General features: G+C 63.9%; 15 protein-coding genes. 9 read left to right on the top strand and 6 right to left on the bottom strand.

Translation table 11 applies throughout. The annotated features are described in order from the left end of the window. Positions 1–407 precede the first annotated feature (407 nt). From AB4Y97_RS10835 to AB4Y97_RS10810, 6 genes are all read left to right on the top strand, one after another. Complete coding sequence (locus AB4Y97_RS10835) at positions 408–620, top strand: heavy-metal-associated domain-containing protein (protein WP_441999045.1); 213 nt, start codon at positions 408–410, stop codon at positions 618–620. A 22-nt stretch (positions 621–642) separates the two neighbouring features. Beyond that, positions 643–1,020 carry a CopM family metallochaperone gene (gene copM, locus AB4Y97_RS10830; RefSeq protein ID WP_441999044.1) on the top strand — a complete coding sequence of 126 codons (378 nt, stop codon included), beginning with the start codon at positions 643–645 and terminating at the stop codon, positions 1,018–1,020. Positions 1,021–1,128: 108 nt separating this feature from the next. Beyond that, the gene (gene ligA / locus AB4Y97_RS10825; RefSeq protein ID WP_441999043.1) at positions 1,129–3,285 is read left to right on the top strand and encodes an NAD-dependent DNA ligase LigA; all 2,157 of its coding nucleotides are present in this window, start codon (positions 1,129–1,131) and stop codon (positions 3,283–3,285) included. A 62-nt stretch (positions 3,286–3,347) separates the two neighbouring features. Continuing rightward, on the top strand, positions 3,348–4,217 hold the full coding sequence (locus tag AB4Y97_RS10820) for an AraC family transcriptional regulator (RefSeq protein ID WP_441999042.1): 870 nt from the start codon (positions 3,348–3,350) through the stop codon (positions 4,215–4,217). A gap of 59 nt (positions 4,218–4,276) precedes the next feature. After that, positions 4,277–4,993 (top strand): AzlC family ABC transporter permease, encoded by a 717-nt coding sequence (locus AB4Y97_RS10815; RefSeq protein ID WP_441999041.1) that lies wholly within the window; start codon positions 4,277–4,279, stop codon positions 4,991–4,993. Then, positions 4,990–5,289 carry an AzlD family protein gene (locus AB4Y97_RS10810; RefSeq protein ID WP_441999040.1) on the top strand — a complete coding sequence of 100 codons (300 nt, stop codon included), beginning with the start codon at positions 4,990–4,992 and terminating at the stop codon, positions 5,287–5,289. The genes AB4Y97_RS10815 and AB4Y97_RS10810 overlap by 4 nt, the downstream gene beginning before the upstream one ends. Positions 5,290–5,388: 99 nt before the next feature. Here AB4Y97_RS10810 and AB4Y97_RS10805 read toward each other — a convergent pair whose 3' ends face one another. From AB4Y97_RS10805 to AB4Y97_RS10785, 5 genes are all read right to left on the bottom strand, one after another. Beyond that, positions 5,389–7,209: an aminopeptidase P family protein gene (locus AB4Y97_RS10805; protein WP_441999039.1), complete on the bottom strand. Its 1,821-nt coding sequence runs from the start codon at positions 7,207–7,209 to the stop codon at positions 5,389–5,391. A gap of 171 nt (positions 7,210–7,380) precedes the next feature. Then, a complete protein-coding gene (locus tag AB4Y97_RS10800) occupies positions 7,381–8,310 on the bottom strand; it encodes a 50S ribosomal protein L11 methyltransferase (RefSeq protein ID WP_441999038.1) in 930 nt (309 codons plus the stop codon). 158 nt (positions 8,311–8,468) lie between these two features. Then, a complete protein-coding gene (locus tag AB4Y97_RS10795) occupies positions 8,469–9,017 on the bottom strand; it encodes a DUF1236 domain-containing protein (RefSeq protein WP_441999037.1) in 549 nt (182 codons plus the stop codon). Positions 9,018–10,158: 1,141 nt separating this feature from the next. Then, positions 10,159–11,424 carry a class I SAM-dependent methyltransferase gene (locus AB4Y97_RS10790; RefSeq protein ID WP_441999036.1) on the bottom strand — a complete coding sequence of 422 codons (1,266 nt, stop codon included), beginning with the start codon at positions 11,422–11,424 and terminating at the stop codon, positions 10,159–10,161. A gap of 224 nt (positions 11,425–11,648) precedes the next feature. Next, on the bottom strand, positions 11,649–14,039 hold the full coding sequence (locus AB4Y97_RS10785; protein WP_441999035.1) for an ATP-dependent helicase: 2,391 nt from the start codon (positions 14,037–14,039) through the stop codon (positions 11,649–11,651). A 132-nt stretch (positions 14,040–14,171) separates the two neighbouring features. Here AB4Y97_RS10785 and AB4Y97_RS10780 point away from each other — a divergent pair, with 132 nt between their 5' ends. Further along, positions 14,172–14,441 carry a hypothetical protein gene (locus AB4Y97_RS10780; RefSeq protein WP_441999034.1) on the top strand — a complete coding sequence of 90 codons (270 nt, stop codon included), beginning with the start codon at positions 14,172–14,174 and terminating at the stop codon, positions 14,439–14,441. Positions 14,442–14,515: 74 nt separating this feature from the next. On the opposite strand, the gene AB4Y97_RS10775 is transcribed toward AB4Y97_RS10780, so the two are convergent. Next, the gene (locus tag AB4Y97_RS10775) at positions 14,516–15,070 is read right to left on the bottom strand and encodes a thioesterase family protein (protein WP_441999033.1); all 555 of its coding nucleotides are present in this window, start codon (positions 15,068–15,070) and stop codon (positions 14,516–14,518) included. A gap of 181 nt (positions 15,071–15,251) precedes the next feature. On the opposite strand from AB4Y97_RS10775, the gene AB4Y97_RS10770 reads away from it, so the two are divergent. Beyond that, positions 15,252–16,667 (top strand): FAD-binding oxidoreductase, encoded by a 1,416-nt coding sequence (locus tag AB4Y97_RS10770; RefSeq protein WP_441999032.1) that lies wholly within the window; start codon positions 15,252–15,254, stop codon positions 16,665–16,667. Between the two features lie 84 nt (positions 16,668–16,751). After that, positions 16,752–20,324, top strand: coding sequence for an AsmA family protein (locus tag AB4Y97_RS10765; RefSeq protein ID WP_441999031.1), 3,573 nt, complete (start codon positions 16,752–16,754; stop codon positions 20,322–20,324). The last annotated feature ends 74 nt before the right edge of the window (positions 20,325–20,398 follow it).

Raw genomic sequence — 20,398 nt, 5'->3', positions numbered from 1 at the left:
CAAAGCGCGCCTGCGCAAGGCCGAGGCCCGAACGTTCGACGCGCTCTGGCGCGCCCTCGGCGACATCTGCGATTTGTTTGAGTCGCACGAGTGTTGGAACTTCCTCAGGGCTGCCGGATATGCGTCCGTTTAACCGTCCGATGCTCTAGTACATTTCCGGCGAAGGGATTCCGGTTCGGCGAAGCATGCGGCCAGGAGACTTTCGAGGAGGCCAGTTCCCGCTTCCGGGGCGAGCACGGCCATCGAGAACGCTTCATTCGCTCTGGGGCTGGTAGCCCCAGAGCCTCCGCTTTGAGCGGGATGCGAGCGTTCATGTCAATGTCCGCCTTGGTGCGGAAAGGCGCTTGACCTTGCCATCGTGGGAAGGTCTACAACGCCTGAGATCTAAGCAAATCAAGGATCTCGATATGTCCCTTTTCTACATTCCCGACATGAAATGTGGCGGCTGCCTTGGTGCCGTGATGCGTGCCATTCACGATATCGACCGCACGGCGCGGATCGCGCCGAACCTCGAGCGCCGCGAGATCGACGTGAGGTCGGCCCGGTCGGAGGCGAGGCTTTTGGATGCATTGAAGGAAGCCGGCTACCCGGCCCAGCCCCTCATGCAACCTCTCGGCTGACACACTTCCAAGGAGAATCCCCATGAAAATCCGTTTCCTGGCGCTCGTTCTTGCTGTTGCCGCCACTCCTGTTGCCGCATTCGCGCAGGGCACTCATGGTGGCCATTCGGGGCACTCGATGTCCACGAGCGCGCCAGCGACCGACACGCAGGCCACCAGCGCGTATCGTGATGCGAACACCAAGATGCACCGCGATATGGACATCGTGTTCTCGAACGATCCGGATGTCGACTTCGTGCGCGGAATGATCCCTCATCACCAGGGGGCGATCGACATGGCGAAGGTGGTTCTGCAATACGGCAAGGACGAACAGGTGCGCAAATGGGCCACCGACGTGATCCGTGAGCAGGAGCGCGAAATCGCCGAAATGCAGGCCTGGCTCAAGAGCCGCGGGCAGTAGGCTTTCGCCGCATCCAGGCGTCGGGCCGCCCCGCGGTTCGGCGCCCATGGCTCTGGAGAGTCTCGTCCAGAGCGCTATGGTTCAATCGACCTCAACCTCGATTCGATCATGGCCCGACACAAAACCTCTCTCGAAACTCCTGTCGACCAACTGACCCTCTCGCAAGCGCAGGCCGAGCATGAATCGCTTGGCCGTGAAATCGCTGAGCATGACAAGCGCTATTACGAAGAGGATGCGCCGTCTGTCTCGGATGCGGAATATGACGCCCTGCGCCAGCGCTATGAGGCGCTGGAGGCGCAGTTTCCTGAGCTGACATCCACCGAGAGCCTGACGCAGAGGGTCGGCGCCAAGCCGTCCGAAAAATTCGCGAAGGTCAGGCACCGGGCGCCGATGCTCTCGCTGGCGAACGGGTTCGAGGACACCGAGGTGGAGGAGTTCGTCGAGCGCATCCGCCGCTTCCTGCAGATCAAGCCCGAGACGCCGCTGGTTTTCACCGCCGAGCCGAAGATCGACGGCTTGTCCCTGAGCCTACGCTACGAGGACGGAAAACTCGTCAGTGCCGCCACGCGGGGCGACGGGACCGTGGGCGAGGATGTGACGGCCAATGCCCGCACGGTCGACGATATCCCTCAGACCCTGAAGGGATCGAAAGTCCCGGACGTGTTCGAGGTGAGGGGCGAAGTCTATCTCTCGCACAAGGATTTCGCGGCCATCAACGAGCGGCAGGCGACCGCCGGAAAGCCGCTCTTCGCCAATCCTCGCAACGCCGCCGCAGGCAGCTTGCGCCAGCTCGACCCGGCGATCACCGCGTCGCGCCCATTATGTTTTTTCGCCTATGGCTGGGGCGAGGTGAGCGCCATGCCGGCAAACACGCAGCATGGCATGATCCAGGCCCTCAAATCCTTCGGCTTCCGGACAAATCCGCTTACGCGCCTCTGTTCCAGCGTGGAGGAGTTGCTGGCGCATTACCATGCCATCGAAACCGACCGGGCCAATCTCGGCTACGATATCGACGGCGTCGTCTACAAGGTGAACGATCTCGGGCTGCAGACGCGGCTCGGCTTCGTCTCGCGCTCGCCACGCTGGGCGCTGGCGCATAAGTTCCCGGCACAGCAGGCGGTGACGGTCCTCGATGATATCGAGATCAACGTGGGGCGCACCGGCTCCCTCAATCCCATCGCCAAGCTGAAGCCCGTCACGGTCGGCGGTGTCGTCGTGTCGAACGCGACGCTCCACAACGAGGATTACATCAAGGGTATCGGTGGGGACGGACAGCCGATCCGCAACGGCGTCGATATCCGCATCGGCGACACGGTGGTGGTGCTGCGGGCCGGCGACGTGATCCCCAAGGTGCTCGACGTGGTGCTCGACAAGCGTCCGCCAGACGCCAAGCCCTATCACTTTCCAACCATTTGCCCCGCCTGCGGCAGCCACGCGGTGCGCGAGGTCAATCCGCGGACGGGCAGGGAGGATTCGGTCCGCCGCTGCACGGGCGGCCTCATCTGCCCGGCCCAGGCCCGCGAGCGGCTGAAGCATTTCGTCTCCCGCAACGCCTTCGATATCGAAGGCCTGGGCGGACAGAGGATCGAGGAATTCTATGCGGAAGGATTGATCCGGAGCCCGCAGGAGATCTTCACCCTGGAGGCGCGCAACGCCCGCAGTCTCAAGCGGCTGGAGAACCGGGAAGGGTGGGGTGCGACCAGCGCCCGAAACCTCTTCGCCGCCATCGAGGCGCGCCGCACTATCGACCTCAACCGTTTCATCTTTGCCCTGGGCATTCCCCATATCGGCGAGACGTCGGCGCGGCTGCTCGCGCGCCATTTCGGCACCTTCGAAGCCCTGCGCGAAACCGCGAAGGCCGCGGCCGATCCGGAATCGGAGGCTCATGCGGAGCTCACCGCCATCGGCGGCATCGGTCCTGTCGTGGCGGAAGCCATCGTCGAGTTCTTCAAGGAGAAACATAACGAGGAGATGCTCGACGCGCTCCTCGCCGAGGTGACGACGGTGCCCATGGAAGCCGCCGCCTCAGATTCGCCCGTTGCGGGCAAGACCGTGGTCTTCACAGGATCCCTCGAGCAGATGACCCGCGAGGAGGCCAAGGCCATGGCCGAGCGCCTGGGCGCCAAGGTCGCGGGCTCCGTGTCCAAGAAGACGGACATCGTGGTGGCGGGGCCCGGAGCCGGCTCAAAGCTCGACAAGGCCAAGGAATTCAATGTCCAGGTCATGGACGAGGACGGCTGGTTCGCGCTCGTGGGACGTCATTGATATTCCTGTGCAGGATATTCCTGTGCAAGACGCGCCGCTCCTGATGTGGCATTCTGGCTGGCATGACGGTCATCAGTCCCGAATTTTCGCTTGATCCCGATCTGGTGCGAGCATCAGGCGACGTGACGCATTTCTGGCGGGTGCCGCGGCATCACGGCCTCGATTGCCTGCGCGCGACCTTCCGCCGGCACTCCTATGCCCGGCACAGCCACGAAACCTATGCGATTGCGCTGGTCCTGGCGGGCTGCGAGACCTTCTACCATCGCGGCGAGCAGCGTTATGCGGGGGCGGGCTCCATCGCCGTCGTATGCCCGGACGAGATCCATGACGGGGAGCCTTATGGCGGGGGCTTCGAGTATCGGACGTTCTACCCCTCGGCGGAGCTGATGCAGGAACTCGCGGAGGATGTGGCCGGACGTCCCCTGACGCGCCCGCCCTGGTTCAGGCAATCGGTCATCACGGATACGGAACTCGCTCTCGCCCATGCCCGGCTCCATGCCTGCCTGTGCCTCGACGAGACCTGGACATCGGAGATGGAGCAGGACACGCGCCTTATCGCCTTTCTCTCTCAGCTCATCATCCGCTGGGCCGATCTCGACGGGCCCGCGCCCCTGCATTACGGCTCGCAGAGCATCGCCCGTGTGCGGGACTATCTCGATACGCATCTGAGCCAGGAGGCCGAACTGGCAAAGCTTGCTGCCATGGCCGGATTGTCGCGCAGCCATTTCATTCGCGCCTTCCGGAAGGAAACCGGGCTGACACCCCATGCCTATCTCATCGATCGCCGCTTCCGCGCGGCGAGCCGGCTGCTCGAACGGGGCGAGATGCCGGGCGATGTTGCCACGGCTTGCGGGTTTTTCGACCAGAGCCATCTCAACCGGGTCTTCAAGGCCCGCATGGGTGTGACACCGGGTACCTACCGCGCCGCGTGAAAAGGCACTTTCATCCAAGACCGCTCGCTTTCCATCCGGCATAAGGCGGGAAAACGGGCATGAACATGGATCAAGCCAATCCCTATACATCGTCTTACGGGCGCGATGCGCGGGCGGGTCTGCGCGATATCGCGCCTGCCGCCATCGCGGCCATCCCCATCGGCCTGCTCTTTGGCGCGGTCGCGGTCGCGAAAGGGCTGACGCCGGCGGAGGTCGCGCTCATGTCGGCCCTGGTCTTTGCAGGTGGCGCGCAATTCGCCGCCATCGAGACATGGATCAGCCCCGCGCCTATCGTCGCCCTGGCGTTCGGGACCTTCCTCATCAATGTGCGCCATGTGCTGATGGGCGCATCCCTGTCACCCAAGGTCAGGATGAGCCGAGGCGAGAAGTTCCTCGCCTTCTTCTTCATGACCGACGAATCCTGGGCGCTCTCCGAGCGCCGTGCCCTCGACCGACCCGTTACGGGTATCTATTGGGCGGTCATGGCGGCGGTTCTCTACTTCAATTGGCTGGTCTCGACGACGCTTGGCGCGATACTCGGCTCCTTCCTCGGCGATCCGGCCCGGTTCGGGGCCGATTTCGCCTTCACGGCTCTCTTCATCGGACTCGTCGCAGGCTTCGGAAAAAGTCGCGTAACGTTTGTGACTGTTGGGGTCAGTGCGGCAGTGGCGGCGCTGGTCCACCACTTCATCGGCGCACCCTGGCATGTGGCCTCGGGCGCGCTGGCCGGGATCGGAGCCGCTTATTTCGCAGCTGGTAAGGAGGTGTACGCATGAGCGTCGATACCACGACCCTCCTCGCCATCCTCGCCATGGCGGTTGTGACCTACTTCACCCGCATCGCCGGCCTGCTGGTGGCCGACCGGCTGGCGCTCACGGGACGCGCGAAGGCGGCTTTCGACGCCATTCCGCCCGCCGTGCTGGTCGCCGTCATCGCGCCTACCGCGCTGACGACCGGATGGGCGGAGGCCATCGCGGCTGCCATTACGGCGTTCGTAGCCTTCAGGCTCCCGCTTCTCGCCACGGTCGCCGTGGGCGTCGCGTCGGTGGTGCTGCTGCGAAATTTTTTCTGAGGCGTTTTTTGAGGCGTTTTTATTGAACGTCGGGTCGAAACCCCTACTGTCATTCCGGGCTCGCCTAAGGCGCCCCGGAATGACAGGGGACAAGCCCATCTAGCCGACAGGCCGGGTCGCCTTTTCGAGCCAGGCGCGGGTTTCCGCATCCACATGCGGAGCGATCTTCTCGCGCACCTCGGCGTGGTAGGCGTCGAGCCACTTGATCTCATCCGCCGTCATGAGCGAGGGCTCGACGAGGCGCAGGTCGATGGGCGCGAAGGTCAGGGTCTCGAAACCCATCATCTCTCGGTCTCCGCCTGCAATCGTGTGGGGCTCCACGAGGATCAGGTTCTCGATGCGGATGCCGTAATCGCCCTGCTTGTAGAAGCCCGGCTCGTTCGACAGCATCATGCCCACTTCCAGCGGCGTGAGCCCGGTCTTGGCGATGCGCTGCGGTCCTTCGTGCACCGAGAGATAGCTGCCGATGCCGTGGCCGGTGCCGTGGTCGAAATCGAGGCCCGCCTCCCACAAGGGCTGCCGGGCGAAGGCATCGATTTGTGCGCCGCTCGTGCCTTTCGGGAAGACGCTGCGGGCAATGGCGATGTGGCCTCTCAGCACGCGGGTGAAGCGGTCCTTCATCTCCGCCGTGGGCTCGCCCACGATGATCGTGCGGGTGATGTCCGTCGTGCCGTCCTCGTATTGCGCGCCGGAATCGATCAGGAAGATCCCGTTGTTCTCGATGCGCCGGTTGCTGGAGCGGCTGACGCGATAGTGGGGCAGGGCGGCATTGGGGCCGGCGCCCGAAATCGAGGGGAACGAGACGTTCTTCAACGCGCCCGTCTCGACGCGGAACGCTTCAAGCGCATCGACTGCATCGATCTCCGTCAGTTGGCCGCGCGGGGCTTCCCGGTCGAGCCAGGCGAGAAAACGGGCCACGGCCGCGCCGTCGCGAAGGTGGGCAGACCGGGAGCCTGCGATCTCCGCCTGGTTCTTGACCGCCTTCATCAGGCTTGTCGGGTCGGCTCCCACATCGACATAACCGCCCGCCGCCTCGATGCGCCGGATCAGCGCCACGGCACCGGTTGCCGCATCGATGCGGATCTTGCCCTTCGCTTGGCCCAGCGAATCGAGTGCGCCCTGAAAATGGGAGATGTCGACGAAATCGGCGAGCTCGCCCACGGCGGAGCCGGCCTCGTTCGTCATCTTCGCGGGGTCGAAGAACAGGCCGGCGCGGCCCTCCTTCGGGATGATGGCATAGCCGAGGGGGAGAGGCGTGTGTCCGATATCGCCGCCGCGCAGATTGAAAGCCCAGGCGAGGTTGTGCGGGTCGGAGACGACGAGCGCATCCACTTTCGCCTCGGCCATCTTGTCGCGAATGCGTTGGAGCTTGGAGGTGGCGGTCTCACCGGCATATTCGAGAGGGTGGGGGCGAACCGGCGCCTGCGGCGGCGCAGGGCGGTCGATCCAGATCACGTCGACGAGGTTCATGTCGACCGGGGCAAACTTACCGCCGGCGCGGGCGGCAGCCTGTTCCAGCCGCTTCAGGCCGTCGCTCGTATGAAGCCAGGGGTCGTAGGCCAGCGTTGCGCCACTGCGCAGATTGGCGGCGATCCAATCCTCCGCCGATGTCTCGGCCATCTGGACCGGCGTGATGACGGAGGTGTCCACCTGTTCGGCCGCCTGGACCGTGTAGCGCCCATCGACCACGAGGGCGGCCTTGTCATGGAGGATGATGGCGGTGCCAGCGGAGCCGGTGAAGCCGGTGAGCCAGGCAAGCCGCTCCGCGCTCTTCGGCACATATTCTCCCTGATGTTCGTCGGCCCGGGGCACGATGAAGCCCTCGAACCCCCGGCGGGAGAGTTCTGTCCGCAGTTTGGCAATCCGTTTGGGGCCTTGGGCGGGAGAGGTGGAATCGTCGAAAGTCTGGAAGCGGGCCATTCGATGCAAAAACCGATGTGGGGAAGAGAGGAAGCGACACGCTAGAGCATTTTCAGGAAAAGTGGGAACCGCTTTTCGATCCGATCATGCAAGATCCCCATCAGTTCGGATGATCCGGTTACAACCGCCATACCGGACCCCGGCCAAGCGCTATCCGAACGTGCCGATGGACTAGAAATAATCCCGGTGGGGCCGCGGATGCGCGCCGCCCCGCTTCATCACCAGGGCCACCCAGCCTTCCAGGTCGTATCGGCGCTGAAGATGCCACCCTTGCGCGGCATAGGCCGACAGAACGCCGGGAACATCGCGTCCCAGCAGCCCTGACAGGATCAGCGTGCCGTCCCGCGTCGCCACTTGGGCCAGGGATGGTGCCAGAATGCGCAAGGGCTTCGCCAGGATATTGGCGAAGATCAGGTCGAAACGGCCGGGACGGTTCGCGAGGCTGTGGCGGACACCCGGCCCGACATAGAGCCTCATCCAGGGATCGATCCCGTTGAGCCGGGCATTCTCGCGCGCCACGCGCACCGCTTCCGGATCGATATCGCCCGCAACCACGGGCCGTTTCAGAATCTTCGCCGCCGCGAAGGCGAGGATACCGGTGCCCGTACCCACGTCGAGCACGTGGCGGGGCCTGCGCAGCTTCAGTTCATCGACGAAGGCGAGAAGGCAGCTCTTGGTGGTGCCGTGATGGCCCGTGCCGAATGCGAGCGCCGCCTCGATCTCGATGGAAAGGTCGTTGGGCCGGCGCTGGTCCCGGTCGTGGGAGCCGTGAACCAGCATGCGTCCGGCGCGGACGGGCTTGAGGCCTTCAAGCGATGCCTTCACCCAATCCTGCTGGTCGAGGGGAAGGAAAACGCCTTTGTCGGCCTCGGCACCGACGATGGGGCGCAACAGGTCGCGGATGGCGCTCTCGTCCGGCTGGCGAGCGAAATAGGCCTCGAGCAGCCAAGGCCCGTCATCTTCCGTCTCGAAAGCAGCCACGGCAGTCTCTGCCGGATCGAAAATCTCGCCGATCAACTCCGTCATGGCGCGCGCGGAGCGCCCGTCGGTCGTGATCCGGAAAACGTGGGTCGGGCGGTTGGGATGCAGTCCTTCAAGCATGCTGGTCGCTTAGCACCTTGCGAGCCACCGGTCATCCCTTCGCTGACGGGATCAGGCGACGGCATCCCGAGGCAGGCCGATGCCACGGGCCATCTCCGCCACAGGTCGGCAGGCGGTGCCGGGACCCCATCACATGCCGAATGCGCCACCAAGGGCGACTATTGGATCACCTCGACGACCTGCCTCGTCTCCGGCTCGACGAGAACGACCTCGTCCTCAATGATCGCGATGCGATAGCCGCGCAGTTCCGGGAACTCGGCCAGGACGTCCGCGGGCAGGTCGATGATCTCCACATCCGGGGGCAACCGTTCTCCCTCGCGTATCACGATGCGTTTGGTAGCCCTCTCGTGCACTTGTCGCAGGACCTCCGTTTTCAAGCGGGTCCGCTTGTCCGGCGACAGGTTGATCTTCTCCGTCCTTTGCGTGCCGGCGCCGCCTGATGACCTGATCACGTCGACGATCTTCTTGGTTCGCGGTTCGACGATGACGATCTCATCCCGCACGACGAAATACCGATAGCCACGGTACTGCGGCGCGACATGCACCACGTCGTCCGGCAGCTCGGCCAAAGGTACCTCTTCCGTAAGAGTTTCTCCGGGCCTGATCGTGATGTTGATATTGTTCACACGAGGCGCCCGTTCGACGAGGTGTTCGGTAATCCGTGTACGCTCCTCTGTGTTGATGTTTGAGTTGGAGAACGCGCCCATTGCACCGCCTTGGGTCTCGGTGGTCGCTGATGGGGTCTGTTGAGAGCCGGGCGCGGCATTACCCGCGGCGCCGGAAGGTTGCCGGCCAGGCTGGGGCTGCGACGAACCTTGCGAGGGCCGCTCCGTGGGCTTCTGTGAGGTCTCCTCCGAAGGCTTTTGTCCGGAGGGAGGTTGCGACGTGCCCTGAGAAGGTTTCTCCTCAGGACGGCCTTGGGATGCGCTCGGCTGGGGCTTTTGTCCCGGAGGTTGCTGCGATGTGCCCTGGGCGGGACGCTGCTCCGGAGGCTTCTGTTGCGATTCTTGCGGCGACCTTGGCTCAGCAGGTTTCTGGGCCGTTCCTTGAGGTGGCTTCTGCTCCGAGGGTGTCTGTGCCGTCCCCTGAGACGGCTTCTCCTCGGGCTGTTTCTGGGAAGCGCCTTGCGCAGGTTTCCGGCCGGAAGGCGGCTGTTCGGCGCCTGTAGAGGATTTTTCGTCCTTGTTTGTCTGCCCCGGCTCGGCTGACGCGCCGCTGCGCGTCTGTCCGGGGACCGCCTCGGGCCTGGAGGTCCCCGGTGACCCTTCACCGGGGCGGCTTTGGGTTTGCCCGGGCGACGACGTTGGGCGCTCAGGGACATTCTTGTCGCGCGAGGCTCCTCCAGTCGAGGAACCCTCCGGAGGCGGGGTCGGGCGTTGAGTTTGTGCTCCGGCTGAGGCTAAGCTGAAAGCAAGGACCGTTGCGGCGACGGTGGCCAGCAATGCGTGACGCATGACAGACTCCTGTCTCTGTCAGAGACATCGGACCATTTCGGATGCAATCCTGGTCCGGATACGGGCATCCAGGGTCCTTGCACAAGACGGGCGAAGCCACCTTGATCCATGTCAATCTTCCACCCCTCTCCGCCGAGGGGGACATGCCTGCGGCAATTGCCCAGCGGTGCATCCGGCCTGGGCATCTCCGCAAGCGTTCGGGAATTCTCTCCCGGTCAAGACAGGAGCTTGACCATGCCCGGACACCTCTCGACAGGGTCGCGGTCATCACTGGTGTCAGTGAGGCGATAACCTTGAAATTCGTGCAGGAAAGTGGCCGGTCCTGGAGCTGTGGCCTCTCGCTCCTTGTGGCCGCATTTTCCGGCAAAACGGATCCGTTTTGCCGGAAAATGCTTTAGGCAGGAGTCAGCTCCGTCCCTTTCAGAACTTTCAGGCACTCGGCCTCCTGCAGCCGGTAATGACGCTGCAGATCGGTGATGTAATCACGCACGATGGGGGCGGCGTCGCGCTTGCGGGCGAGCTGCATGTGAAACACGAGCTGGCTGCCGCTTGTGAACATCGTCTCCGCGCTGATGAGATAGAACTCGAACATCCGGCAGAAACGCTCGTCATACATGGCGGCGATTCTGGCGCGATTGGCCACGAAGCGTCGATGCCAGTGGTTCAGGGTCTTGGCGTAGTGCAGGCGCAGGAATTCGAGATCCGTCACCCAGAGGCTGTTCTGCTCCACGACGGGGAAGACTTCCGACAGGGCAGGGGAATACGCGCCGGGGAAGATGTATTTCCTCAGCCAGGGACTCGCCGTGCCGGGCGGGCTCATCTTGCCGATGGAATGCAGGACCATCAGCCCGTCGTCGTCGAGCAGCGCGTTGATCTTGGCGAAGAACTCGCCGTAATGGTGCACGCCCACATGCTCGAACATGCCGACCGAGACGATGCGGTCGAAGCGCTTGTCCACCTTGCGGTAATCGAGGAGTTCGAAGCGGACCCGATGGGAAAGGCCGGCCCGCCGCGCCTTCTCGTTGGAGAGCGCATGCTGCTCCTTCGAGAGCGTGACGCCCGTGACATCCACGTCTTCCATCGCGGCCAGATAAAGCGCGAGATCGCCCCAGCCGCTGCCGATATCGAGGATCTTCAGACCGGGCTTCAGCTGAAGCTTCGACGCGATGAGACGAAGTTTGTTCTGCTGCGCTTCCTCGAGCGTATCGTCATCGTTGATGAAATAGGCGCAGGAATACTGCATGCCCTTGTCGAGGAAGAGTTTGTAGAAGTCGTTTCCGAGGTCGTAGTGATGCGCCACGTTCCGTTGCGCCTTGCCGACCGGGTTCGCCTGCTGAAACCGCTTCACTCCACGCGAGATGCGCTTCAGGACGCTTTGGAGAGGATAGGTCGCGAGCGAGGAGCGATTGAGCGAGAACAGGGTCAGAAAGTCCCGGATCGTGGAGCCGTTCTCGAAGCTCATGCGCCCGTCCATATAGGCTTCGCCCGCATGAAGCTCCGGATTGAGGAAGAGCTTGTGGTAAAGCGAGCGATCCGTGAGCCGCATGGTGACGGTCGGGCTAGGCGAGCCCGCAAAGACATGCTCCCTGCCATCCGCATCGATGACTTTCAGCGTGCCGGTGCGCACGAAGGCTTTCAGCATGTGGGATAGGGGGAACATCGCAACCTCGGATATGCTTCCTATGAGGAAGAATGGTTCCACAGTTGCAGGCGCGTGGCTAGGTGTTCCTTAGGCGAGCATCATTCCAGGGAAAAATGTGTCCTTGTGTCGTCCACGGTGAGCCGGAGCGAGGGAGGAGGGACCATCTTCCAGCGTGGTGCTGTGGATTCCCTCCCCCTGCGAGGGCCTTCGCCCTCTCCGGCCGGGAACGATAAGGATGCAGTCTACCCCATCGCCTCAACGAAGCTGTCCAGCACCATTTTCCGCCCGGCTTTGTCGAATTCGACTGTGAGCTTGTTGCCGTCTATCGCTTCCACGGTGCCGGGGCCGAATTTGGTGTGGAGGACACGCCCTCCGACCGCAAAACCCGATGCGCTTGTGGATTTCGCGACGAGTTCGCCCTCGATCACCATCGGCCCGCGCCGGTCGCCGGTTCGACGGGCGGAGTAGCCGCCGTCGGTGCTGGCCCGATGTGCCTGGGCGCGCTGCCAGCCGGGGGTCTGATAGGAGGAACCGCTGAATGGGGCCATGCGGTCGAAGCGGGAGCCGCCGCCGAACCCGCCGCCATAGGAGAAATTGGCCGGAGCCTCGACGATCTCCACATCCGCCTCCGGCAGATCGTCGACGAAGCGGCTCGGAATCGTCGAGTTCCACAGGCCATGGATGCGGCGGTTCGAAGCGAAGTAGATCTTGGCCCGACGCTTGGCGCGGGTGATGCCCACATGGGCGAGGCGGCGCTCCTCCTCCAGGCCGGCGCGACCGCTCTCGTCGAGGGCGCGCTGGTTGGGGAACAGGCCTTCCTCCCAGCCGGGTAGGAACACGGTGTCGAATTCCAGGCCCTTGGCGGCATGCAGCGTCATCAGGCTCACGCGTTCGGTCGTGTCGGTCTCGTTCGCCTCCATGACGAGAGAGACGTGCTCGAGGAAGCTCTGAAGGTCCGGGAATTCCTCCATGGAGCGCACGAGCTCCTTGAGGTTTTCCAGGCGACCGGCGGCATCCGCCGATTTGTCCTTCTGCCACATCTCGGTATAGCCGGATTCCTCCAGCACCGTCTGGGCCACCTCCGACTGGGTCATGGTCTCCGACAGTTTCGACCAGCGGCCGAAGGAGATCAGGAGATCGCGCAAGGTCGCACGAGGCTTCGGCTTCAGCTCGTCGGTCTCGACGATGAAGCGGGCTGCTTCCGTGAGCGGCACGCGGGCCGCGCGGGCATGGTTGTGCAGCACCTGGATCGTGGCATCGCCCAAACCGCGCTTGGGGACATTGATGATGCGCTCGAAGGCGAGGTCGTCGGCGGGCTGGTTCACGACGCGCAGATAGGCCAGCGCATCGCGGATTTCCGCGCGCTCGTAGAAGCGCGGGCCGCCGATGACGCGATAGGGGACGCCCAAGGTCACGAGCCGGTCTTCGATCTCGCGCATCTGGGCGGAGATGCGCACCAGAATGGCGATTTCGGAGAGCGGGTGCTTCTTGGCATGCAGCGCCTCGATCTCCTCGCCGATCAGGCGGGCCTCGTCCTCCGAATCCCAGGCGCCGGTGATCGTAACCTTCTCGCCGGGCTCATCCTCGGTGCGTAGCGTCTTGCCGAGGCGGCCCTGGTTCTTGGCGATGAGGCCGGAGGCGGCGGAGAGGATATGTGCGGTCGAGCGGTAATTGCGCTCGAGGCGGATGACGGTCGCGCCGGGAAAGTCGTGCTCGAAGCGCAGGATGTTGTCGACCTCCGCCCCGCGCCAGCCATAGATCGACTGATCGTCGTCGCCGACGCAGCACAGGTTCTTCCGTGCCTGCGCCAGCAGCCTGAGCCAGAGATACTGCGCGACGTTGGTATCCTGGTACTCGTCCACCAGCATGTAGCGGAAGCGTTCCTGATATTGCTCGAGGATGTCCGGATGCTCGCGCCACAGGCGCAGGCATTCGAGCAGCAGATCGCCGAAATCAACGGCGTTCAGAGTCTTCAGGCGGTCCTGATAGGCCCGGTAGAGCCGCCCGCCCTTGCCGTTGGCGAAGGCTCCGGCCTCTCCGGCTGGCACCTGATCGGGACCGAGTCCGCGGTTCTTCCAGCCGTCGATGATGGAGGCGAGCTGCCTTGCGGGCCAGCGCTTCTCGTCGATGCCCTCGGCCTCGATCACCTGCTTCATCAGACGCAGCTGGTCGTCGGTGCCGAGAATGGTGAAATCGGAACGCAGGCCCACCAGCTCCGCATGGCGGCGCAGGATCTTTGTGCCGATGGAGTGGAAGGTGCCGAGCCATTGCATACCCTCGGCGACCTCGCCGATAGCCCGGCCAATGCGCTCGCGCATCTCGCGGGCGGCCTTGTTCGTGAAGGTGACGGCGAGGATCTGCGACGGCCAGGCTTTGCCGGTGGCGATGAGGTGGGCGATGCGGGTGGTCAGCACCCGCGTCTTGCCGGTTCCAGCGCCCGCGAGCACGAGAACGGGACCTTCCGTCGCCTCCACGGCGGCGCGCTGCTCCGGATTGAGGCCGGAAAGATAAGGCGATTGCGGCGCGACGGCCGCACGAGCACGCGCGCTGAGCGAGGTGGGACTCGGCTGGTGAGCCAGATCGTCTCGAGAGAGATCGTCCTGGGATTCGGGTCTTGGATCAGGCTGATTCATCAGGGCGACCATGGATCAAAAGGCGAACGGCGTCGAGGCCGGAATACCGGCGATCCTGCCGCAGGCGGAACTTCGTTGAACGGGCAAGCCTCATCCCCATATGGTAATTGTTCATTCCAAAGGGGATGTCCGATGCGTATCGCATTCATGGCTGCTGTGCTCGCAAGCCTCGCGGGGCCGGCCCAGGCTCAGATCGCTCTGCCTGAAACGAGCCGGGCCGAGCGCGAAGTGAGAGGCATCAACCGCTCGCTCTCGCAGGAACAGCGGTTCCAACAACTCCAACAGCAGAACCAGATCGACAACAACCAGCTGCGGCAAAGATTCGACCGGCAGCAGGTTTTCTCGAACCCATCGCCTCCGGCGCGCTTCCGCAACTGCCCGGCAGGATCTGTCGGCTGTTAAAGCCGTTTTTCGTAAGGAATTTCAGCAATTGGGGGGCTAAAGCGCATCACGGTCCGATCGGATCGGGCCGCACCCTAATGGCAGGCTCCTGAGGCCATCAATGAATCGTGCAGGGAGCCATGCGGATTGGACTTGCCCGGAATGCCCATGACACGGCCAAGCGCCCGAGGCTTCGCGAGGCGGGCATGGGCCGCCTTCATGACCGTCAGATTGAGCTGAATATCGTCGGGGAAGGGGGAGACCTTGCGCGTTTCCATGTCCACGTGCAGGCACAGCCCCTCGGAGGTGGCGGATAGCCAGCCTTCCGTCGCGTGGCGGATCTCCATGTAGAAGTGGAGGCGCTTTTCGTCGAAATCGATCAGCTGAAGCGTGACCCGCGCCGCGTCGTGCATCGTCAGTTCGCGCTGATAGAGGGTGTGGGTTTCGGCCACGAAATAGGACGCGTTGCGCTCTTCGAGATAGTCTTGGCCCAAGCCTACGAGCCCGAACGCTTCTTCCACCGCCCGGTCGAAAAGCACATGGTAATAGGCCATGTTCATGTGGCCGTTGTAATCGATCCATGCCGGCTGGACGCACATGGTCGAAGACACGAAGGGGGCGAAAAAGAACACCGGGGCCCGCTCGTCCATGCTCAGCGCTCTCCTTTAAATCCGATCATGTGATCATCATCCCAGCATCATCGCGTAACATTGATACATATCTCAATACCTTTCATAAGGTTACGGCGTCATTCTCACGCAGAGTGTTGCCTTTGCAACGGTTCTGGTAGCTATGAGAGAGGAAAGCATCGCAATCAGACCTGAAGTATCGATGAACGCGCTCCATTCTCCCCATCGCACCAAGCCGACCGCGGCATCCCTGGCCTCCCTTTCGTCCGAGCTCATCGAGCGTTTCGGTGATCGCGTCGTCATGTCGGAGGCGGTGCGGGAACAGCACGGCCATTCCCTGACCTGGGTCAAGAACCAGCCCCCGGATGTCGTCGCCTTTCCCCGGACGACAGAAGAAGTGTCCGAAATTGTCAAACTCTGCGCCCGGCACGATGTTCCTATCGTTCCCTTCGGCACGGGTACATCGCTCGAGGGCCACATCAACGCGCCTTTCGGCGGGGTCTCCGTTGATATGAGCCTGATGAAGCGCATCGTTGCGCTTCATGACGAGGATCTCGATTGCGTGGTCGAGGCCGGCGTGACCCGCAAGGAGCTGAACGAGCATCTGCGGGACAAGGGCCTTTTCTTCCCCATCGATCCGGGCGCCGATGCCTCGATAGGCGGCATGGTCGCCACACGGGCTTCGGGCACCAATGCGGTTCGTTACGGCACGATGAAGGACGCGGTTCTGTCCCTCACCGTCGTCATGCCGGACGGCGAGGTCGTGAAGACGGCGAGCCGGGCCAAGAAAAGCTCGGCGGGCTACGACCTGACGCGGCTCTTCATCGGCTCCGAGGGCACGTTCGGCATCATCACCGAGATCACCCTGAAGCTCCACGGCATTCCGGAAGCGATCTCGGCCGGGATCTGCCCGTTCCCATCCGTGAAGGCCGCCTGCGACGCGGTCATCATGACGATCCAGTCGGGCATCCCGGTCGCCCGCATCGAACTGCTCGACGAGTTGCAGGTGAAGGCGGTCAACCTCCATTCGAAGCTGACCCTGCCCGAGAGCCCGCTGTTGCTGCTCGAATTCCACGGCTCCGTCGCCGGGGTGCAGGAGCAGGCCGAGCGTTTCGGAGAGATTGCGGCCGAGTTCGGCGGCGGGCCTTTCGAGTGGGCCACCAAGCCGGAAGAGCGTTCACGGCTCTGGCAGGCCCGGCACGACGCCTATTGGGCGGCGCGGGGCCTAAGGCCCGGCGCGCAATCGGTTGCGACGGATGTCTGCGTCCCGATCTCGCGACTGGCGGAATGCGTCGACGAAACCAAGCGTGATATTCTGCAAAGCGGTCTCATCGCACCCATCGTCGGGCATGTGGGCGACGGCAATTTCCATGTACAGCCGCTCGTAAACATGGACGACCCAGCCGAAATCGAAGCCTGCGAGGCGTTCGTGGACCGGCTCGTCCGACGGGCTCTCGCCATGGAAGGCACCTGCACGGGAGAGCATGGGATCGGCCAAAAGAAGATGAAATATCTTGAAATCGAGCATGGACCGGCCGCGCTTGCGCTTATGCGCGCCTTGAAACAGGCCATCGATCCGCACAACATTATGAACCCGGGCAAGATTGTTGCGCTTTGACAGTGGATGGAAACTGCGCAGCGCTCCCGCTGGTTTTGCCTTTGAGCTAAAGACCATGCGACGAAACGGAGAAAAGGCCGCCTCTTGCGCGACATCCTGACGATTATCGCATCGATCGTGATTCTCATTCTGGCGGTAGCTGTCGCTGCGCCGCCTTTCGTCGATTGGGAATCGCATCGCAGCTCCATCGACCACCTGATCTCGCGTGCTTCCGGGACGGAGGCGCATACCGAGGGCCGTATCGGCCTTCGCATCCTGCCGTCGCCGCGGCTGCGCTTCGACCGGTTGCGGCTCGGTGGCAAGACGCCGGATTCGCCGTCTCTCACGGCCGATTTCGTATGGGCCGAGCTGGCCCTGGCCCCGCTCCTGCGGGGCGAGGTGCGCTTTACCGAAACCCGCATCGGCCGCGCCGATATTCGTGTGCCCGTCGCCGCGGACGGAAGCTGGAGCCTGCCGTCGGATCTGGTCGCAGGCCATGCTCGGGGCCGGGAATGGGCCATCGATAGCCTCAAGGTCGCCCAGCTTCTCGTCACGACCCAGACGCCCACCACCGGGCGCACCGATCAGGCCTATGCGGAGAACGTCTCCATCGAGGGACAGAAGCTCATCGGCCCCTGGCGGGTCGAGGGCTCCACCGCCGGCGTGCCCTTCAGGCTCGTTACCGGCGAGCTGACCCCGGACAAGACTGTCCAGGTCAGGCTGACCGGCGGCGGTGATATCTATCCGCGCTTCGACGTGGATGCGAAGCTCGCCCTCGACAGCGCGAATGGCGAAGGGACGATGCCGACCCTGGCCGGCAAGGCCAAGGTGCTGTTTGGCCCTCCGGCCCAGGTTGCCGCCGCCGGTATCCCGATTCCGATCGCCATCGAGACCGAGTTCAAGGTCAATTCAGGGACCGTCGAGCTTAAGCCCGTCAGCCTCGAGGCGGGGGAGGGCGGCGCGAGCCTGCGCATGACGGGCGAGGGAAGCGTGCAGCTCAACGACCCCCGGATTTCCCTTAAGCTCGAAGGGCGGCGGCTCGACGCGGACAGCTTCATCCTGTCCTCCAACGGGCAGGATTTCAAAAGCCGCCTGCAGCAATGGTCCCTCCCGCCGATTTCCGTTCCCATCGATCTCGATCTCAAGATCGACAGTATCGGCCTGGGTCAGGACGATCTGTCGAATGCGGTCCTGCGCCTGTCCCTCAACCGGGGCCAGGCGAAGCTGGACCGGATCGAGTTCATGGCGCCCGGCGAGACCCGGATCGCGATGGAAGGCAAGATCGGCCTGACTACCCGGGGCGGCGGAGACGGAAAAGTCGCCTTGGCGTCCAATGCGTCTGACCGCTTTGCCCGCTATCTCAACCGTCTCGGCCTCCGCTCACCCTTCCTGAACATCCTCGACGGCCGGCCTTTCGAGGCCTCCTCGGATGTCGCCTTCTCGAACCCGGTCCTGTCCTTCAACAGGATGCGCGTGATGACCGGCGATGCAGTCATGACCGGCAATCTGCGCTACACCGCGCCCGAGGCCGATGCGCGCGGGCGGCTGGAGGCGCAGGTCGGGATCCAGAACCTCAATCTCGATCAGCTGCCGCGGGTTTCCAGCGTGTTCGAGGCGACGCAGAATCTCGATGTCGGCTTCATCCTGGATGCGCGCAACGTCCGCGCGGGCAGCCGGCCGGAAGCGGGGCGGATTACGGCGCGCATTCTGTCCGACGGCCCGGCGCTTCTGGTCGAGTCCCTCGATATCGTCGATCTCGCCGGCGCCAATGCGCGGGTCAGCGGGCGCATCGCCCCCGATGGCTCGGGCCGCATCGCCGGCAAGGTCTCGGCGCAGCGCGCCTCGCCCCTGGTCGATCTCCTGGGCAGCGTCTGGATCGGTGGCATCTCCAAGCTCGTGCCGTATTTCCTGCGCGAGGGCGATCTCAATCTCGACGTGGTGACGGAGCGGGTCGCACCACCTTCGGGTTCAACCGAACTGCGCCTGCGGACGACCGCCAAGGGCACGGCGGCCGGCGGCAGCTTCGAAGGTACGGTCGATTCCCTCGACGGCAGGACCGAGAACCTCAATGTCAGCCTCGCGACCGCTAATACAGGGCGCTGGGTCAACCGGGCCTCCATACCGTCCCTGAACCGGCCCTCCCATGTCATCCTGCGGGGCACACGCGTCGGCTCCGGCCAGTTCAACGTGACCGTCTCGGGCGATGTCGGCGGTGTCCAGGTCACCACCAAGCGCCCCTTCGGCCTGAGTGCCGATGATGACGTGGTGGATAATGGAGAGGCTGAAATCGTTACGGAAGATATCGCGCCATTCCTCCTCCTGCTCGGCGACGGTTCGGGTGTCGCATCGCCCGTACCGGCCACGGCAAGGGTCACCCTGGGCCGGGAACGGGATGCCTCCCTCCTCGACATCACGGGACAGGTCGCAAAGGGCGCCGTTCAGGCAAGGCTCGCCGTCCGTTCGCGCTCGGACATCACCGGCGAGGTCTCTCTCGACAAGCTGTCGCTGCCCTGGTTCGTGACGACGCTTGCCCTCAACACTCCCGGCAATCCTGATGCGAATGCGATCTGGTCCTCCGCCCATTTCGGCCAGAGTGCGCGCCTCATCACCGGAGGGCAGGTGTCCTTCAAGGTGGGGACGCTCGATCTGGGCCGGGAACTCCAGGGAGGCCGTGCCAGCTTCAAGGCTGAGGCGACGCCGGACGGCATTGCCATCCGCGATCTCGACATGACGCTCGGCGGCGGGCGACTGACGGGAGCGACGACGATTACCCGCCAGGGTACGCTCGCCTCCATCGTCGGGGAAGGTTCGTTGAAGGACGTTCCGCTTTCGGCGCTCGGCGGTGCGACGCCGTTCGATGCGCGTCTGTCGGGCTCCCTGAAATTCGGTTCGGCGGCCGACACCATATCGGGCCTTGTCGCCAATCTCGGCGGCGCCGGTGACTGGCGCGTGACCAACCTGCGCATCCCGGATGCCGATCCATCGGCTTTCGAGCGGGCGCTGAGGCGCCTGCTCACGGATAACGAGCCTTTGGTCGAAGGCAAGGCGGAAGCGGTTCTCGGAACCGAGTTGAGCCGCGCCCCGCTGTCGGCTCCCGCTGTCTCGACCTCCGCGTCGCTCGTTTCCGGTTCGCTGCGATTGTCTCCTTTCGTGGTCCAGAGCGGCGCGGCCTCCTGGCAGGGAGCTGTCACCTACGATCTGAAATCCCTCGCGCTCGATGCCCGTGGCTCGCTGACGGCCAAGGCTTCGCCTGCCGGGTGGGTCGGTGCGCCGCCATCGGTGGGACTCCATTGGCGCGGCTCCCTGGCCGCTCCCGTGCGCGAGATCGATGCCGGGCCGTTCCGCAACGGTCTGGCCGCTATCGTCCTCAAGCGCGAACTTGAGAAGATCGAGGCTTTCGAGAAGGCGGCGGCCGAGCGCCAGCGCCAGATCCAGGCACAGCAGGAAGCGGAGCGCCAGAAGGCCAAGGCCGCCGCAGAGGAGACGGCCCGTCAGTCAAAGGCGAAGGAAGAGGCGGAGCGTGCCCGCATCGAAGCGGAGCGGATCCAATCGCAGCAGCAGAATGAGACGGAGCCCGCGCCGGCAGCTCAGCCCGCATCCCCCTTCGTGATGCCGCCGCTGACGCCTCCGCTGGAGATCAGGCCCCCGCCGCAGATTCAGGGGCGGCCGGGAGGCTAGCGCATCGTGCGGAAAAGTGGACCCGGTTTTCCGTAAAGAACAATGCGCAGCTTTAAGAATGAGCATCGGACCCA

Origin of the sequence: Microvirga sp. 2TAF3, assembly GCF_052114965.1 — a bacterium.
Classification (GTDB): domain Bacteria; phylum Pseudomonadota; class Alphaproteobacteria; order Rhizobiales; family Beijerinckiaceae; genus Microvirga.
Note: the sequence above shows the minus strand (reverse complement) of the source record. Positions and strands in the feature narration are given on the sequence as shown.

What these genes read in the sequence shown, in the direction of transcription:
- AB4Y97_RS10835 (WP_441999045.1), top strand. Translation starts at nt 408, where the DNA reads ATGTCCCTTTTCTACATTCCCGACATGAAATGTGGCGGCTGCCTTGGT.
- copM (WP_441999044.1), top strand. Translation starts at nt 643, where the DNA reads ATGAAAATCCGTTTCCTGGCGCTCGTTCTTGCTGTTGCCGCCACTCCT.
- ligA (WP_441999043.1), top strand. Translation starts at nt 1,129, where the DNA reads ATGGCCCGACACAAAACCTCTCTCGAAACTCCTGTCGACCAACTGACC.
- AB4Y97_RS10820 (WP_441999042.1), top strand. Translation starts at nt 3,348, where the DNA reads ATGACGGTCATCAGTCCCGAATTTTCGCTTGATCCCGATCTGGTGCGA.
- AB4Y97_RS10815 (WP_441999041.1), top strand. Translation starts at nt 4,277, where the DNA reads ATGAACATGGATCAAGCCAATCCCTATACATCGTCTTACGGGCGCGAT.
- AB4Y97_RS10810 (WP_441999040.1), top strand. Translation starts at nt 4,990, where the DNA reads ATGAGCGTCGATACCACGACCCTCCTCGCCATCCTCGCCATGGCGGTT.
- AB4Y97_RS10805 (WP_441999039.1), bottom strand. Translation starts at nt 7,209, where the DNA reads ATGGCCCGCTTCCAGACTTTCGACGATTCCACCTCTCCCGCCCAAGGC.
- AB4Y97_RS10800 (WP_441999038.1), bottom strand. Translation starts at nt 8,310, where the DNA reads ATGCTTGAAGGACTGCATCCCAACCGCCCGACCCACGTTTTCCGGATC.
- AB4Y97_RS10795 (WP_441999037.1), bottom strand. Translation starts at nt 9,017, where the DNA reads ATGGGCGCGTTCTCCAACTCAAACATCAACACAGAGGAGCGTACACGG.
- AB4Y97_RS10790 (WP_441999036.1), bottom strand. Translation starts at nt 11,424, where the DNA reads ATGTTCCCCCTATCCCACATGCTGAAAGCCTTCGTGCGCACCGGCACG.
- AB4Y97_RS10785 (WP_441999035.1), bottom strand. Translation starts at nt 14,039, where the DNA reads ATGAATCAGCCTGATCCAAGACCCGAATCCCAGGACGATCTCTCTCGA.
- AB4Y97_RS10780 (WP_441999034.1), top strand. Translation starts at nt 14,172, where the DNA reads ATGCGTATCGCATTCATGGCTGCTGTGCTCGCAAGCCTCGCGGGGCCG.
- AB4Y97_RS10775 (WP_441999033.1), bottom strand. Translation starts at nt 15,070, where the DNA reads ATGGACGAGCGGGCCCCGGTGTTCTTTTTCGCCCCCTTCGTGTCTTCG.
- AB4Y97_RS10770 (WP_441999032.1), top strand. Translation starts at nt 15,252, where the DNA reads ATGAACGCGCTCCATTCTCCCCATCGCACCAAGCCGACCGCGGCATCC.